Source organism: Streptomyces sp. HUAS TT7, from assembly GCF_051550175.1.
Lineage (GTDB): Bacteria > Actinomycetota > Actinomycetes > Streptomycetales > Streptomycetaceae > Streptomyces.
The window spans coordinates 3,433,803-3,448,859 of the sequence record NZ_CP196175.1 but is presented as its reverse complement, the minus strand read 5'-3'; the positions used below and the strand labels follow the sequence as shown (position 1 = coordinate 3,448,859).

Annotated in this window: 13 protein-coding genes; 10 read left to right on the top strand and 3 right to left on the bottom strand. The window is 72.3% G+C overall.

The window, feature by feature from the left end; genetic code table 11:
• Positions 1-33 precede the first annotated feature (33 nt).
• Positions 34-1,212 (top strand): ADP-forming succinate--CoA ligase subunit beta, encoded by a 1,179-nt coding sequence (sucC, locus tag ACSHXC_RS15370; protein ID WP_386000782.1) that lies wholly within the window; start codon positions 34-36, stop codon positions 1,210-1,212.
• Positions 1,213-1,234: 22 nt separating this feature from the next.
• On the top strand, positions 1,235-2,119 hold the full coding sequence (gene sucD / locus ACSHXC_RS15365) for a succinate--CoA ligase subunit alpha (RefSeq protein ID WP_438292162.1): 885 nt from the start codon (positions 1,235-1,237) through the stop codon (positions 2,117-2,119).
• A 94-nt stretch (positions 2,120-2,213) separates the two neighbouring features.
• Here sucD and ACSHXC_RS15360 read toward each other — a convergent pair whose 3' ends face one another.
• Positions 2,214-3,719, bottom strand: a complete 1,506-nt coding sequence (locus ACSHXC_RS15360) for a sigma factor-like helix-turn-helix DNA-binding protein (RefSeq protein ID WP_438292161.1) — start codon at positions 3,717-3,719, stop codon at positions 2,214-2,216.
• A 165-nt stretch (positions 3,720-3,884) separates the two neighbouring features.
• Between ACSHXC_RS15360 and ACSHXC_RS15355 the strand changes: the two genes are divergently transcribed.
• A complete protein-coding gene (locus tag ACSHXC_RS15355; protein ID WP_438292160.1) occupies positions 3,885-6,068 on the top strand; it encodes a cell division protein PerM in 2,184 nt (727 codons plus the stop codon).
• Between the two features lie 16 nt (positions 6,069-6,084).
• Here the strand turns inward: ACSHXC_RS15355 and ACSHXC_RS15350 are convergent, their stop codons facing one another.
• Positions 6,085-6,861: a hypothetical protein gene (locus ACSHXC_RS15350; protein WP_438292159.1), complete on the bottom strand. Its 777-nt coding sequence runs from the start codon at positions 6,859-6,861 to the stop codon at positions 6,085-6,087.
• Between the two features lie 272 nt (positions 6,862-7,133).
• Here ACSHXC_RS15350 and purN point away from each other — a divergent pair, with 272 nt between their 5' ends.
• Positions 7,134-7,802, top strand: coding sequence for a phosphoribosylglycinamide formyltransferase (gene purN / locus ACSHXC_RS15345; protein WP_438292158.1), 669 nt, complete (start codon positions 7,134-7,136; stop codon positions 7,800-7,802).
• Entirely contained in the window at positions 7,729-9,363 is a 1,635-nt protein-coding gene (purH, locus tag ACSHXC_RS15340; protein ID WP_438296601.1) for a bifunctional phosphoribosylaminoimidazolecarboxamide formyltransferase/IMP cyclohydrolase, read from the top strand. Before purN ends, purH begins: the two co-directional genes overlap by 74 nt.
• Before the next feature lie 77 nt (positions 9,364-9,440).
• Here purH and ACSHXC_RS15335 read toward each other — a convergent pair whose 3' ends face one another.
• Positions 9,441-10,190 carry an RDD family protein gene (locus tag ACSHXC_RS15335; protein WP_438292156.1) on the bottom strand — a complete coding sequence of 250 codons (750 nt, stop codon included), beginning with the start codon at positions 10,188-10,190 and terminating at the stop codon, positions 9,441-9,443.
• A 205-nt stretch (positions 10,191-10,395) separates the two neighbouring features.
• On the opposite strand from ACSHXC_RS15335, the gene ACSHXC_RS15330 reads away from it, so the two are divergent.
• The 5 genes from ACSHXC_RS15330 to ACSHXC_RS15310 all read left to right on the top strand — a co-directional run bounded on the left by ACSHXC_RS15330 (position 10,396) and on the right by ACSHXC_RS15310 (position 14,933).
• Positions 10,396-11,256: a bifunctional methylenetetrahydrofolate dehydrogenase/methenyltetrahydrofolate cyclohydrolase gene (locus tag ACSHXC_RS15330; protein ID WP_344375376.1), complete on the top strand. Its 861-nt coding sequence runs from the start codon at positions 10,396-10,398 to the stop codon at positions 11,254-11,256.
• 19 nt (positions 11,257-11,275) lie between these two features.
• On the top strand, positions 11,276-11,770 hold the full coding sequence (locus tag ACSHXC_RS15325) for a DUF3017 domain-containing protein (RefSeq protein WP_438292154.1): 495 nt from the start codon (positions 11,276-11,278) through the stop codon (positions 11,768-11,770).
• Between the two features lie 214 nt (positions 11,771-11,984).
• On the top strand, positions 11,985-13,154 hold the full coding sequence (locus tag ACSHXC_RS15320; RefSeq protein ID WP_438292153.1) for a sensor histidine kinase: 1,170 nt from the start codon (positions 11,985-11,987) through the stop codon (positions 13,152-13,154).
• A complete protein-coding gene (locus ACSHXC_RS15315; protein ID WP_438292151.1) occupies positions 13,151-13,825 on the top strand; it encodes a response regulator transcription factor in 675 nt (224 codons plus the stop codon). Before ACSHXC_RS15320 ends, ACSHXC_RS15315 begins: the two co-directional genes overlap by 4 nt.
• 112 nt (positions 13,826-13,937) lie before the next feature.
• Positions 13,938-14,933, top strand: a complete 996-nt coding sequence (locus ACSHXC_RS15310; protein ID WP_438292150.1) for a DUF2690 domain-containing protein — start codon at positions 13,938-13,940, stop codon at positions 14,931-14,933.
• Positions 14,934-15,057: the final 124 nt, after the last annotated feature.

Sequence of the window (15,057 nt, the reverse complement as noted above, 5' to 3'; positions counted from 1 at the left end):
AACCGCGATACCACTGAAAAGGGACGGACGCGCGTGGACCTGTTCGAGTACCAGGCGAGGGACCTCTTCGCCAAGCACGGTGTACCGGTGCTGGCCGGTGAAGTGATCGACACGCCTGAGGCGGCGCGCGAGGCCACTGAGCGTCTCGGCGGCAAGTCGGTCGTCAAGGCGCAGGTGAAGGTCGGTGGCCGCGGCAAGGCCGGCGGCGTGAAGCTGGCCGCCGACGCGGACGAGGCCGTCGCCCGCGCGACGGACATCCTCGGCATGGACATCAAGGGCCACACGGTCCACAAGGTGATGATCGCCGAGCTGTCCCCGGAGATCGAGGCGGAGTACTACGTCTCGTACCTCCTCGACCGCACCAACCGCACCTTCCTCGCCATGGCGTCGGTGCAGGGCGGCATGGACATCGAGGAGGTCGCGGAGAAGACCCCCGAGGCCCTCGCGAAGGTTCCGGTCAACGCCGTCGACGGCGTGGACATCGAGAAGGCCCGCGAGATCGTGGCCCTGGCGAAGTTCCCGGCCGACGTGGCCGAGGGTGTCGCCGAGGCCATGGTGACCCTGTGGAAGACCTTCGTCGCCGAGGACGCGCTCCTGGTCGAGGTCAACCCGCTGGTCAAGACCAAGGACGGCCGCATCCTGGCCCTCGACGGCAAGGTGTCCCTGGACGAGAACGCCGAGTTCCGCCAGCCGGAGCACGAGGCCCTTGAGGACAAGGCCGCGGCCAACCCCCTTGAGGCGGCCGCCAAGGCCAAGAACCTCAACTACGTGAAGCTGGACGGCGAAGTCGGCATCATCGGCAACGGCGCGGGTCTCGTCATGAGCACCCTGGACGTCGTCGCGTACGCCGGTGAGAACCACGGCGGCGTGAAGCCGGCCAACTTCCTCGACATCGGCGGCGGCGCGTCCGCCCAGGTGATGGCGAACGGCCTGGAGATCATCCTCGGCGACGCGGACGTCAAGTCCGTGTTCGTCAACGTCTTCGGCGGCATCACCGCGTGCGACGAGGTCGCCAACGGCATCGTCCAGGCGCTGGCCCTGCTCGCCGAGAAGGGCGAAGAGGTCACCAAGCCGCTGGTCGTCCGTCTCGACGGCAACAACGCGGAGCTGGGTCGCAAGATCCTCAGCGACGCCAACCACCCGCTGGTGCAGCGTGTGGACACCATGGACGGCGCGGCCGACAAGGCCGCCGAGCTCGCGGCTGCGAAGTAAGGGAAGAGGTTAAGACACCACCATGGCTATCTTCCTCACCAAGGACAGCAAGGTCATCGTCCAGGGCATGACCGGCGCCACGGGCATGAAGCACACCAAGCTCATGCTGGCCGACGGCACCAACATCGTCGGTGGCGTGAACCCCCGCAAGGCCGGCACGTCCGTCGACTTCGACGGCACCGAGGTCCCGGTCTTCGGCACCGTCGCCGAGGCGATGGAGAAGACGGGCGCCGACGTCTCCGTCCTCTTCGTGCCGCCGGCGTTCGCCAAGGCCGCCGTCGTCGAGGCCATCGACGCCGAGATCCCCCTCGCCGTGGTCATCACCGAGGGCATCGCCGTCCACGACTCCGCCGCCTTCTGGGCGTACGCGAACGCCAAGGGCAACAAGACCCGGATCATCGGCCCGAACTGCCCGGGTCTGATCACCCCCGGCCAGTCCAACGCCGGCATCATCCCGGGCGACATCACCAAGCCGGGCCGTATCGGCTTGGTATCGAAGTCCGGCACGCTGACCTACCAGATGATGTACGAGCTGCGCGACATCGGCTTCTCGTCCGCCGTCGGCATCGGTGGCGACCCGGTCATCGGCACCACGCACATCGACGCGCTCGCCGCGTTCGAGGCCGACCCCGAGACCGACCTGATCGTGATGATCGGCGAGATCGGCGGCGACGCCGAGGAGCGTGCGGCCGACTACATCAAGGCCAACGTCACCAAGCCGGTCGTCGGCTACGTCGCGGGCTTCACCGCGCCCGAGGGCAAGACCATGGGCCACGCCGGCGCCATCGTCTCCGGCTCCTCCGGCACCGCCCAGGCGAAGAAGGAGGCCCTGGAGGCCGCCGGCGTCAAGGTCGGCAAGACGCCGACCGAGACCGCCAAGCTCGCGCGCGCCATCCTCGCCGGCTGAGTACCGTCTCGCGGAGCTCAGCTCCTCGGGTACGCATGAAGGGCCCGCACTCCTCGGGGGGTGCGGGCCCCCGTGCGTACCCGGGAACGGGCGGTCAGCGGATGTTCGGGACCAGCCGGTGCGGGCCGCGGCCCTGTGCCGTGCGCAGCTTGTCGCGCAGTTCGACGTTCTCGCCGGTCAGCCGCTGCGGGCCGCTGATGGCAGGGACGCCGGCGACGCGTTCGCCGGGCGGCACCGGGCGCACGTGGAAGTGCGGCACCGTCACCACGGTGAACATCGTCGCCCCGACGATCAGCGTGGTGAAGGCGATCGCGGCCCGGGTCCAGAACCGGCGGCGCCGCTCACTCCCGGTGCGTACGACCGGAGCGGACGGCAGCGCGGTGACGGAGGCGGGTCCGGCGGCTGCGAGATCGGCGATGCGTTCGCGCAGTACGGACGAGAGGGCCTCCGGAGTCTTGGCCCCGGCCGCCGCGGGCACCCGGCGGGCGATGGCGTCCCGCGCCTGCAGCAGGCGGCTCGCGGCGGCCGGGGTGCTGGCCTCCGTCTCGGCGGCGGTCTCCGGCAGGTCGAGCCCGAGGCCGTCGTAGAGGAGCACCGTGCGCCGGTAGGCGGGCGGCAGATCGAGCAGCGCGTCGAGCAGCGCCCGGCGTTCGGGCTCGTTGGGCGGCTGGTCGGGGTGCTTGTGGGCGCGCCGGAAGCGGTGCCAGGGGGCCATCGCGTACTCGTACGCCGCCGCCCGCACCCACCCCGCCGGATCCCGGTCGGTGGCGACCTCGGGCCAGTTCTCCCAGGCCAGATGGAAGGCGCGCTCCACCGATTCGCGCGAAAGCCGGGTCCGCCCGGTGAGCAGATAGGCCTGCCGGGCGAGGCCGGAGGCGGTGGAGCAGTACAGCGCGTCGAACGCCTCGGCCGCCGTGTGCGGGACCGATGTGGTGGTCTGACCCGGGTCCGGATCGGCGGGCGGGGCGGGTGCTTCGAGTGCGCCGTCGGGCTCGGCCGCTTCCGTTTCCTCGGGCTCCGGGGGCTGCTCCGGCACAACATGGGCGGCGCCCCCGGTCGGCGCGCCGGACGTGAGCGCCTCCTTGGCGGGGACGGACACGGAGGCGGCCGGAGCGGGAGCCGGGGCCGTGTGCTCGTGACGGGCGTGCGGGGTGGCCGGGGGTTTCGCGGCCTTCTTGGCGGCCGGCTTGGGCCGGGTGTTCGCCGCGTGCGGCTTCGCGGGCTGCTCGGTCCCCTTCCCCTTCACAGGCTTGGTCCGGGCGGCGGTGGCCGGACGGGCCGCGTCCTGCTCGCCGGAGCCGGAGCCGGAGCCGGAGCCGGAGCCGTTGCCGTCGTCGTCGTCGAGGTCGTCCTGGTCGGCCACCGCCGCCATCTCCGCCTCGATGGTGGCGAGCAGCCGGGCGTAGGTGTCGCCCTTGCGGCCGCGCGGCGTGGTGCGGCCGGTCTCCCAGGAGCGCACGGTCGCCCGCGTGACGCCGATGGCCGTCGCGATCTGCGCCTCGCTCAGGTCCTTGGCCTCCCGCAGGCGGCGCCGTTCCTTGGGGGTGGGCAGGGGAGGCCTGGCACCGGTGTCATTGGTATCGGCCGTGCTCTGTGTCATGAAGGTCTCCCAGGGCTCCCCGCGAAGGCCGTAGCGGCTGTTGCACCCTTGGCGACGCAGCTCGAATCGCCCCGGGTGAAAAAGTACATAACCGTATATTGGGCGACACATCGGCCATTCGCCGGTTACGCGAAGAAAGCGCGTGTCGTTGGCAGCATGGCCCGGGTGACCCAAGTGACCGACCGCAGCCTGCCGTTGTCTCCCGCCCAGGCTCGCCCCTCCGTACTCGCCACCTGTTTGCTGCGCGGCGCGATCGCGGCGGGGCTCGGGCTCGGCGCCCTGGCCGTGCTCGTGATGATGCTGTGGATCTGCTCCCCCTACCCCGACAACGGGCTCGGCGGCGCCCTGCGCACGGCCACCTCCCTGTGGCTGCTCGCCCATGGCGCACCGCTGGTCAGGCCCGAAACCCTGAGCGGCACACCGGCCCCGGTGGGCCTGGTTCCGCTGCTTCTGACGGTCCTGCCTGTCTGGCTCGCCCACCGCGCGGCCCGCGATGTGCGGGTGTCCGACGAGGGCGAGGCATACGAGGACGGCAGCCTCGGGCCGCTGCCCTCCGCGCGGGCCGTGTTCTGCGGCGTGACCTGCGGATACCTTGCGATCGCGGTCGCCGCCGTGCTGTACGCGGCCGCCGGGCCGCTGCCCGCGGCCCCGCTCGGAGCGCTGCTGCACCTGCCGCTCACGGTGGCGCTCGCGGCCGGAGCCGGCGTCTGGACCGCGCACGGCCGCCCGCTCGGGCCGCTGCCGGACCGTGTTCCGGCGTGGGTGCGGCGTACGCTCCTGGCCGTGCGTACGAGTGTTGCCGCGCGGGCCGCCGGGGCCGCCACCGCGGTGCTGCTCGGCGGCGGCGCCCTGCTCACGGGGGCCGGGGTCGTCTGGCACCTCGGCGTCGCCGAGGACGCGTTCCTGAAGCTCGCGGAGGACTCCTCGGGGCGGTTCGGGCTGCTGCTGCTCGGCGTCGCGCTGGTGCCGAACGCGGCGGTGTGGGGCGCGGCGTACGGGCTCGGTCCCGGCTTCGCCGTCGGCGCGGGGGCGGTGGCGAGCCCCCTGGGCGTGGCCGGTGCGCCCGCGCTGCCGCGCTTCCCGCTGCTCGCGGCGGTGCCGACCGGCGGGCACGGATCCTGGTGGAACTGGGCTGCGGCGGGGGTGCCGTTGGCGGCGGGAATTGTGCTGGCCCGGTTCACCGCGCGGACGGCCTACGCCGAGGGGTGGGGGCGTCGGGCGACCGCGTGGGCCGCCCTGCTCGGGGCGGTGTTGTGCGGGTGCGGGCTCGCGCTGCTCGCGGCCGTGGCGGGCGGGCCGCTGGGCACGGGGGCGCTGGCCGTACTGGGGCCGGTCTGGTGGCGTACCGGGGGTGCGGCGCTGCTGTGGGTGGCGGGTGTGGGGGTGCCGTTGGCGGTGATCCTGAGGGGGTGCCGGAGGTGGGTTTCTGCTGAGCGGCGCTCCGTACGGGCCCGGATGGCGGGGGTGCTCGCGCGGCTGCCGCGTCGGCGCAAGGCGGTTGCGGCGCCCGTCGCCCAGGGGGGCGGGGCCGAGTACGACTACGACTTCACGCCGGTGGGCGGGGCTGGGCTGTGGCACGAGGACGGGGCGCGGGAGGCGCGGTGGGCCGCGCTGAAGGAGGCGTCGGGCGGGCTGATGGCGGACACGTCCTTGGCGGGGAGCGGCGCGGCTTCTTCCCCACCCCGCCCCTTCCCGAACCGGGGCTCCACCCCGGACCCCGCTCCTCGAACGCCGGAGGGGCCGGGGAGCGGGGCTGGGTCACTGTCGGGAACCGATGCCGAACTGCGTCGGTATCTCGGGCTGCCGACCGACCCGGCAGTGGGGCTCGGCGCCTGGGGGCCCACCCCGGCTCCCGCTCCTCAATCGCCGGAAACGCCGGGGGCTGATGCCGGGTCAGCACTCGGGGGCGATCCCGGACTGCGACCGGATCGCGCGCTGCCGGCCGACCCGGCGCGGGGGCTCGGTGCCTGGGGGCCCGCCCCGGCCACCGCTCCTCGAATGCCGGAGGGGCTGGAAACTGACGCCGGGGCAGGGTCGGGAAGCGAGCCCGGACTTTCGCCGGGACTCGGGCGGTCGGCCGACCCGGCACCGGAGCCCGCGGCCACCGCTCCTCGAATGCCGGGCAGGCCCGGGGCCGATGCCGGGTCGGTAGCGGGAGTCGACGCCGAGCTGCGCCGGTATCTCGGGCTGCCGGCGGACCCGGCACCGGAGCCCGCGGGCTCCGCACCTCAACCGCCGGAGGGGCCGGCACCGGGAGGTGGCCCCGGCCCACTCGCCGATCCCACCCGGAAGCCCGGCCCCGTACCCGACCCCGAATCCCCTGGCTCGGACCGCACCGAGCCCGAGTGAGCCCGCCCGGGAGGGGCTACTCCTTCACTCCGAACAGCGGCACCAGCTTCTCCGGGAGGAGGTCGTTGCAGGCCAGCTGGCCCGACTTGGTCAGGGCGTCGTCCACGCACGTGTAGTAGTCGCGGTACACGATCTGCATCGCGTAGGTCGACGCCACCACCGTCAGCGCCAGGACCGCCGTGACCAGGCCCGTCACCGCCGCCGTCATCTGCGGCCTGCCCTGCGGCGGCGCCGGGGCGGCGGGGGCGGTGGGAGCCGGGGACGTGGCGGACGGCGCCTGAGGGGGCTTCGGCTTGGCTCGCAGGGAGCTGATCGCCCAGTACAGGCCGAGCGCCCCCAGGAGCAGGGCGACCTCCGGCATGTCGAACAGGGCGAAGAAGAACGCCCACATCCCGGAAAGCAGCGCATAGCGGGCGCGGCGCTGGGCCGGGTCCGTGGGGTCCCAGCGCAGGCCCGGCGGGGGCGGCGGGTTCTGACCCGGGCCGCCCTCGGGACGTTCGGGGCGCTGGCCGAAGCCGCCGGGCGCGCGGCCGGGCTGCTGGTTGCTCCACTGACTGCCCCAGGGCGAACCCTGCTGATGGTCGTGACCCTCGCCCGATTCGGGGCGGCGCGGCTGCCAGGGCTGGTCGGGGCGGCCCTCGGGCGGCGGGGCGAAGGGGTTGTCGTCGGCGGGGCCCGCTCCGGTGCCGCTTCCCGCGCCCTCCGGTCCCGAGTTCCCCGGGTCCGTCGAGTGAGGGGAGCCGGGGGTGGAGGACTGGCGGGCTGCGAACAACTGGTGGCGTCGGTCCGGCATCTGGTGAACGTCTTCCCCTCGGACCCGCGACCGGCCGGTCGGGCCAGGGGGTCACATCTCGCATGTAAGTGAAACAAGTAAGTGAGACAGGTCTCGTCTCGCGGCGTCCTCCCAGACGCTACCTGGCGGTCCGGCCCCCGTCCCGTGGGGGCCGTCCGGTGTGCCGGTATCGTTGCTGACGGTCGGCGCTTTCGTAGAGTTCCCCGTATCGAGGGGTGCGATTCGTTCGTACGACCACACAAAGACGTACGACCGCGAGAAAGAGCCCCGCCGTGGCCTCCCCGCCCCCCTCCGCGTCCCCTTCCCCGCCCGAAACCGGGCGCCCTGCCCGACTTGTGGTCCTGGTGTCCGGTTCCGGCACGAATCTGCAGGCCCTGCTCGACGCCATCGCCGCCGATCCGCACGGATACGGCGCCGAGATCGTGGCCGTCGGCGCCGACCGGGATTCCATCGCCGGCCTGGAGCGCGCCGAGCGGGCCGGGATCCCGACCTTCGTGTGCCGGGTCAAGGACCACGGCTCACGTGAGGAGTGGGACGCCGCGCTGGCCGAGGCTACCGGGGCGTACGCGCCGGACCTGGTCGTCTCGGCCGGGTTCATGAAGATCGTGGGGAAGGAATTCCTCGCCCGGTTCGGGGGGCGTGTGGTCAACACCCACCCCGCGCTGCTGCCCAGTTTTCCCGGGGCCCACGGCGTCCGCGACGCGCTCGCGTACGGCGCCAGGGTGACCGGGTGCACCGTCCACTTCGTCGACGACGGCGTCGACACCGGCCCGATCATCGCCCAGGGCGTGGTCGAGATCCGGGACGAGGACGATGAAGCCGCTCTGCACGAGCGGATCAAGGAAGTCGAGCGACGGCTGCTCGTCGATGTCGTGGGGCGCCTGGCCCGTAACGGCTACCGCATTGAGGGACGAAAGGTTCAGATCGGTGAACTCGGTTAGTACGGACACCGTCAAGCCCATCCGGCGGGCGCTGGTCAGCGTCTACGACAAGACGGGTCTTGAGGAGCTGGCGCAAGGGCTGCACGCGGCCGGGGTCGAGCTGGTGTCCACCGGGTCGACCGCCGCGAAGATCGCCGCCGCCGGGGTGCCGGTCACCAAGGTCGAGGAGCTCACCGGGTTCCCCGAGTGCCTCGACGGCCGGGTCAAGACGCTGCACCCCAAGGTGCACGCGGGCATCCTCGCCGACCTGCGCCTGGACGCGCACCGCGCGCAGCTCGACGAGCTCGGCGTGCGCCCCTTCGAGCTGGTCGTCGTGAACCTGTACCCGTTCAAGGAGACCGTCGCCTCCGGCGCGAGCCCCGACGAGTGCGTCGAGCAGATCGACATCGGCGGGCCCTCGATGGTCCGGGCCGCCGCCAAGAACCACCCCTCGGTCGCCGTCGTCACCAGCCCGCAGCGGTACGCGGCCGTGCTCGACGCCGTCAAGAGCGGCGGCTTCGACCTCGGCGCGCGCAAGCGCCTGGCGGCGGAGGCGTTCCAGCACACCGCCGCGTACGACGTGGCCGTGGCGTCCTGGATGACCAATGTGTACGCGCCCGAGGAGGGCGGCGCCGCGCTGCCCGAGTTCCTCGGCGGCACCTGGGAGCGCAAGTCGACCCTGCGCTACGGCGAGAACCCGCACCAGGCCGCGGCCCTCTACACCGACGGCCAGCCGGGCGGGCTCGCCAACGCCGAGCAGCTGCACGGCAAGGAGATGTCCTTCAACAACTACGTGGACACCGAGGCCGCGCGCCGCGCCGCCTACGACCACGACGAGCCCTGCGTCGCGATCATCAAGCACGCCAACCCGTGCGGCATCGCGGTCGACGCCGACCTCGCCACCGCGCACCGCAAGGCCCACGAGTGCGACCCGCTCTCCGCGTTCGGCGGCGTCATCGCCGTCAACCGGCCGGTGACGGTGGCGATGGCCGAGCAGGTCGCCGAGATCTTCACCGAGGTCATCGCGGCCCCGGACTACGAGGACGGCGCCGTCGAGGTGCTGGCCCGCAAGAAGAACATCCGGGTGCTCAAGGTGGCCGGCACCCCGCACCAGCCCGGCGACCTCAAGGCGGTCTCCGGCGGCGCGGTGCTCCAGCAGACCGACGTCTTCCAGGCCGAGGGCGACGACCCCGCGAACTGGACGCTGGCCAGCGGACAGGCCCTGTCCGAGGCCGAGTTGAAGGAACTCGCCTTCGCCTGGATCGCCTGCCGGGCCGTCAAGTCCAACGCGATCCTGCTCGCCAAGGACGGCGCCTCGGTCGGCGTCGGCATGGGCCAGGTCAACCGGGTCGACTCCGCGAAGCTCGCCGTCGAGCGGGCCGGCGAGGATCGCGCGCGGGGCTCGTACGCCGCCTCCGACGCGTTCTTCCCGTTCCCCGACGGCTTCGAGATCCTGGCGAACGCCGGGGTCAAGGCCGTGGTCCAGCCCGGCGGTTCGGTCCGCGACGAGCTGGTGGTCGAGGCGGCCAAGAAGGCGGGCGTGACGATGTACTTCACCGGAACGCGCCACTTCTTCCACTGACCCCGCACCGACCCCGCACACGCGAAGGGCCGCGCTCCTGGGAAGGAGCGCGGCCCGAAGCGACCGTACGGTGGCGGTTACGCCTTCTTGATCACCAGCGTGCCGGCGGCCCGGTCGTGCCAGCCCTGCAGCTTGCCGGAGTTGTCGAAGAACGGCGACAGGTACACCAGGATGGCGCCGATGTAGCAGAGGAACGCGCCGACGATCGGGATGATGTAGCGGATGAAGCCCGCGCCCAGACCCGGGTTCTGGCCCGTGTTCTCCTTCACCACGCGCAGGCCGAGGGCCAGCTTGCCCAGGGTCGCGCCGAGGATGGAGACCATCAGCCACTCGTACAGCAGCGTGAAGGCGCCGATGACCGCGATCCAGGTGAACATCACGGTGATGATGCTCGCGCCTGCGTCGTTCATGCAGGACTGGTAGTCGGCCGAGTTGACGTCGCAGTCCTTGGCGATGCCGACGGCGCTGGCCAGGCCGACAGTCATGATGATGCTGAGGATGACACCGATCGCGGCGCCGTCGATCAGACGCGCGCACAGGCGGCGGCCCATCGAGGCGATCTCGACGGTGCCGAGCGCCGGCACGTTGATGAAGCCGTTGTTGGCCTGGAGCGTGCCCGGCGCCTGCGGGTACGCGCCGTACGGCGGCTGGCCGGGAACCTGGCCGGGCTGCTGCGGGTAGCCGTAGCCCTGCGGCGGCACGCCCTGCGGGGCCTGCTGGGGGTAGCCGTAGCCGGGCTGGCCCTGCTGCTGGCCGTACGGGTTGCCGCCCTGCGGGGGCTGCTGGGGCTGCTGCCCGTAGGGGTTGTTCGGGTCGCCGAAGCTCATGACGGATTTTCCTCCGTTGGTGTTGCGGGGACGACGCGGCCCGAGCGGAGGAATAGCTGTTCTGAGCGGTTTGCCCCCCGGCACTGCCCGCGGCACTGCGCGGGTCATCGTTCTAAATGAGACATAAGTTTGTCCAGCCGGTTGCTGGATGTGTTGTGCAAGTGCAACTTGGGCGATCAAGCGTCGCCCTGAAAGAATGGGAAACATGACCGCCCAGATTCTCGATGGCAAGGCCACCGCCGCAGCGATCAAATCCGAACTGGCCGTCCGTGTGGCGGCCCTGAAGGAGCGGGGCGTCACGCCCGGCCTGGGGACCGTGCTCGTCGGGGAGGACCCCGGCAGCCAGAAGTACGTCGCGGGCAAGCACCGCGACTGCGCACAGGTCGGCATCGCCTCCATCCAGCGCGAGCTGCCCGCGACCGCGACGCAGGACGAGATCGAGGCGGTGGTGCGGGAGTTGAACGAGGACCCCGCGTGCACCGGCTACATCGTCCAGCTGCCGCTGCCCAAGGGCATCGACGAGAACCGCATCCTGGAGCTGATGGACCCGGCCAAGGACGCCGACGGTCTGCACCCGATGAACCTCGGGCGCCTCGTCCTCAACGAGCCCGGCCCGCTGCCCTGCACCCCGTACGGCATCATCCAGTTGCTCCGCAAGCACGGTGTGGAGATCAACGGGGCCGAGGTCGTCGTGGTCGGCCGCGGCGTCACCATCGGGCGTTCCATGCCGCTGCTGCTCACCCGCCGCTCCGAGAACGCGACGGTCACCCAGTGCCACACCGGCACCCGTGACCTGTCGACGCACCTCAAGCAGGCCGACATCGTCATCGCCGCGGCCGGCGTCCCGCACCTCATCAAGCCGGAGGACGTGAAGCCGGGCGCGGCCGTGCTCGACGTCGGCGTCAGCCGCGACGAGAGCGGCAAGATCGTCGGCGATGTGCACCCGGGTGTCGCCGAGGTCGCCGGCTGGTTGTCGCCCAACCCGGGCGGCGTCGGCCCGATGACCCGCGCCCAGCTGCTCGTCAACGTCGTCGAGGCGGCCGAGCTCGCCGCCGACGCGGGCTGACCGGAAAGGCCTGAGGCCCATGGGTGCTGGTACGAGTCGCGAGCCGTCCAAGGACGCGGGGCCCCCGGCCGCGGGTGAGTCCGCTGCGGACGCGCCCGCGGCGCGGCCCCGCAAGGGCGGCTCGCGACGGTTCCCGTCCGTCACACGGGACACCGCGCGGCCGGAGGGCGGCGGCCGTGCCGCACCCGGGGACGCGTCCGCACCCGCCCGCCAGTGGCCGCTGCTCTCCGTTCTGGTCGCGGTCGGCCTCGGGCTCCTGATGGTGGCGACCGAACCGTTCGGCCAGGCCTTCCGGGTCGGGCTCGTCATCATCGGCGCCGCTCTGCTCGCGGGCGCGGCCCTGCGGTGGACGCTGCCGTCCGTCGGCATGCTGGCCGTCCGGTCCCGCTTCACGGACATCACCACGTACGGGGTGCTCGGGCTTGCCATCGTGCTGCTGTCCCTCATGGCCCAGCCCCGGCCCTGGCTGAACGTGCCGTTCCTTGAGGACGCGGTTCACTTCACGGTCAGGTAGGGCGAAGTGCCGAGCCGCCCCGCGCTCTCCCCCGGGTGAGTGCGGGGCGCCGCCGTCCTGCTGGTGGAAACCTACGGCCGGTACGACCCCCGGTCGTCCCGCTCCAGGTTGAACTCCCTCTGGAACAGCGGTAGTAGGTACCCGGTCTCTGCAACTCCCGCGGTACTGCGACGGGTTGACGTCCTCCTGGCCGCACCGGGGCTACCCTGCGACGATGCGGATCCGCCCCCAATTCGCCGATGCGCTCATCGCCGTGGCCCTCACCGGCGCCTCCGCGGTGCTCGGCAAGGAGTCCGGGAGCCAGGGCTGGGATCCGCTGGACGCCTGGGGATATCTGCTGGTCGCGCTCGCCGGGCTGCCGCTCGCGTTCCGGGTGCGGGCACCGCTGGCCGTGCTGCTGTGGACGCATCTCGTCTTCGCCGTGTACGTGGCCGGCGGGTACTGGCCCGTCGTGGTCACCTTCGGGCCCCTGCTCTCGCTGTACACGGTGGCCTCCCTGTGTGCCCTGCGTACGGCGGTGGCCTGCGGGTTCGTCATGGTGGGGGCCTGGATCTACGCCGGGGTGGCGGCGAGCCCGCGCGGGTCCATGGCGTCCGTCGTCACCCAGGCCCTCGTGTTCGCGCTCGTCCTGATCCGCTTCGGGGCGATCGCGCGCCGCTCCACCGAGCTCGCCCGCCAGCTCCGGCGCGAACAGGCCGAGCGGGCTCGCCGCGAGGTGGCCGCCGAACGCGGCCGGATCGCACGGGAGCTGCACGATGTGGTCGCCCACCACATGTCGGTGATCTCCGTGCAGTCCGGCCTGGCCGGATTCGTCTTCGACTCCGACCCGGCCACCGCGCGGGCCGCGCTCGCCACCATCTCCGGCACCAGCGCCGAGGCCCTGGAAGAGCTGCGCCGGATGCTCCAGGTGCTGCGGGAGGCCGAGGACGGGGCGCCCGCAGCCCCCATGCCGGGCCTGGACCGGATCGGCGAGCTGGCCGACCGCATCCGGGCCGGCGGCACCCCCGTCACCGTACGCACCCTGGGCACCCCGCGCCCGCTGGCGCCCGGCGTCGAACTGTGCGCCTATCGCGTGGTGCAGGAGGCGCTCACCAACGTACTCAAGCACGCCGGGAAAACCCGGGCAGAGGTCCAACTCCATTACAAACAGCATGAGTTGACTGTTTCGGTCATCAATGAGGGCAAGAGTGCCGAGCGGGAGGGGGTGATTTCGGACAGAGTGCGTACGGGTGGTGGACACGGCTTGATTGGCATGCGGGAGCGGGCCAAGCTCTACGGCGGGTCGATCAGCATCGGCCCGCGGAGCGGAGGCGGGTTCGCCGTGACCCTGACCCTGCCGACCTCCGCAGGGGCGGTTCAGGGGGAAGAAGAAGCATCGGGATGATCAGGGTGCTCGTCGTCGACGACCAGTTCCTCATCCGGGCCGGACTGGTCGGACTGCTGAGGGCCGCGCCCGGGATCGAGGTGGTGGGGGAGGCGGGCGATGGCGCCGAGGCCGTACGTCAGGCCGCCGCGACGCGCCCCGACGTGATCCTCATGGACATCCGGATGCCCGGCACGACCGGCATCGAGGCCACCCGGCGCATCCTCGCCGAGGCACCCGACCCCGCGCCGCGCATCCTCATCCTGACCACCTTCGACCTCGACGAGTACGTCTACCAGGCGCTGCGCGCCGGAGCCGCGGGCTTTCTGCTCAAGGACTCCGGGCCCGAGCGGCTGCTCGCGGCGGTCGCCGCGGTCGGCGGCGGCGACGGCCTCTTCGCGCCCAGCGTCACCCGCCGCCTGGTCGAGGCCTTCGCCTCCCGCACCGGCCGGCCCGGCGACGAACCGCCGCCCGAGATCGGCGCGCTGACCGCCCGCGAGACCGAAGTGCTGCGCCTGACCGCGTGCGGCATGTCGAACCTGGAGATCGCCGACCAGCTGTTCATCAGCGAGGCCACCGTCAAGACCCACCTCAACCGCACCATGAGCAAGCTCGACCTGGGCAGCAGGGCCCAGGCGGTGGTGGTGGCGTACGAGACCGGGCTGGTCACCCCCGGCGGCGCCCGCCCCTGAACCTCCCCACCCGCCCCAAGTAGCCTCCTTCGTCCCGGTGCGCACCAGTGCGGGAACTGACATCCTGAGCCCGTGCATCCCTGGGGGTAGTGACGGAAATTTGGGGGAAGCGATGCCTCGCTGGAAGGCGCTGCCGGAGGAACTCGACCCACAGGTACGGGAGTTCGCGAGCCAGCTGCGCAGGCTGGTGGATCGCAGCGGGCTCAGCGTCGCCGCCATAGCCGACCGCACCGGGTACAGCAAGACGTCCTGGGAGCGGTATCTCGGCGGCCGCCTCCTCGCCCCCAAGGCGGCCGTCCTCGCGCTCGCCGAGGTGACCGGCACCAACCCCGTCCATCTGACCACCATGTGGGAGCTGGCCGAGCGGGCCTGGAGCCGCTCCGAGCAGCGGCACGACCGCACCATGGGGGCCACGCAGGTCGCCCAGGCGCGGGCCGCGCTCGGCGAGTTCGGGCCGGCCGAGCCGCCGGGCGGGGTGCGCGCCCACTCGCCCAGCGCGGGGCTCACCGACCGGCGGCCGAAACAGGCGAAGCAGTGGGCCCCCAAGCCGCCCGCCGCCCCGGGCCACAACCGGCGCAGGATCGCCATGTTCCTGGCCGGGGTGGCCGGCGCGCTGCTCGTCATCACGTCCGCCGTGCTCCTCACCGACCTCGGCAAGAGCGACGACAAGCAGCAGGTCAAGCCCACCCCGAGCCACTCCGCCCCGGCGCCCGTGCCGCCCGCCGGGGTCAAGTGCGTGGCCGCCTCCTGCACCGGCCAGGACCCCGAAGCGATGGGCTGCACCGACAAGTTGGTCCAGACGGTGGGCAGCGCCAAGGTCGGCGTCTCGGTCGTCGAGGTGCGCTACAGCAAGACGTGCGGGGCGGCCTGGGCCCGCCTCAAGCAGGTCGCCCCGGGGGACCGGGTGCAGATCAGCTCGGGCGGCACGGCGGGCGACGCGGTGGTGGCGGACGCGTACCGCGACACGTACACCAAGATGCTCGCCGTCGAGGGCCCGGCGGCCGCGAAGGCGTGCGCCACGCTGAAGAACGGCAAGAGCGGCTGCGCCGCCGGAAAGGCCGCCGCGGGCGTCACGGGCAAGGCGGGAACGGCCACTGCCGGTCAATGATCGATCAGCGTGAGGCGTCCCACAGGTGTACGGGGGTGTGGGACGCCCAGGGTCGGATAGCCTGACCGCTGGACATCTCTTCACGTCAAGATTCAGACGGTCGCACGTCAGGTTTCCGGCGTAC

Bases quoted from the DNA above. Each gene is read 5' to 3' on its own strand.
- sucD (WP_438292162.1), top strand. From the start codon at position 1,235: ATGGCTATCTTCCTCACCAAGGACAGCAAGGTCATCGTCCAGGGCATG.
- ACSHXC_RS15350 (WP_438292159.1), bottom strand. From the start codon at position 6,861: ATGCCGGACCGACGCCACCAGTTGTTCGCAGCCCGCCAGTCCTCCACC.
- ACSHXC_RS15315 (WP_438292151.1), top strand. From the start codon at position 13,151: ATGATCAGGGTGCTCGTCGTCGACGACCAGTTCCTCATCCGGGCCGGA.
- purH (WP_438296601.1), top strand. From the start codon at position 7,729: ATGTCGTGGGGCGCCTGGCCCGTAACGGCTACCGCATTGAGGGACGAA.
- ACSHXC_RS15325 (WP_438292154.1), top strand. From the start codon at position 11,276: ATGGGTGCTGGTACGAGTCGCGAGCCGTCCAAGGACGCGGGGCCCCCG.
- ACSHXC_RS15320 (WP_438292153.1), top strand. From the start codon at position 11,985: ATGCGGATCCGCCCCCAATTCGCCGATGCGCTCATCGCCGTGGCCCTC.
- ACSHXC_RS15335 (WP_438292156.1), bottom strand. From the start codon at position 10,190: ATGAGCTTCGGCGACCCGAACAACCCCTACGGGCAGCAGCCCCAGCAG.
- ACSHXC_RS15310 (WP_438292150.1), top strand. From the start codon at position 13,938: ATGCCTCGCTGGAAGGCGCTGCCGGAGGAACTCGACCCACAGGTACGG.
- ACSHXC_RS15330 (WP_344375376.1), top strand. From the start codon at position 10,396: ATGACCGCCCAGATTCTCGATGGCAAGGCCACCGCCGCAGCGATCAAA.
- ACSHXC_RS15360 (WP_438292161.1), bottom strand. From the start codon at position 3,719: ATGACACAGAGCACGGCCGATACCAATGACACCGGTGCCAGGCCTCCC.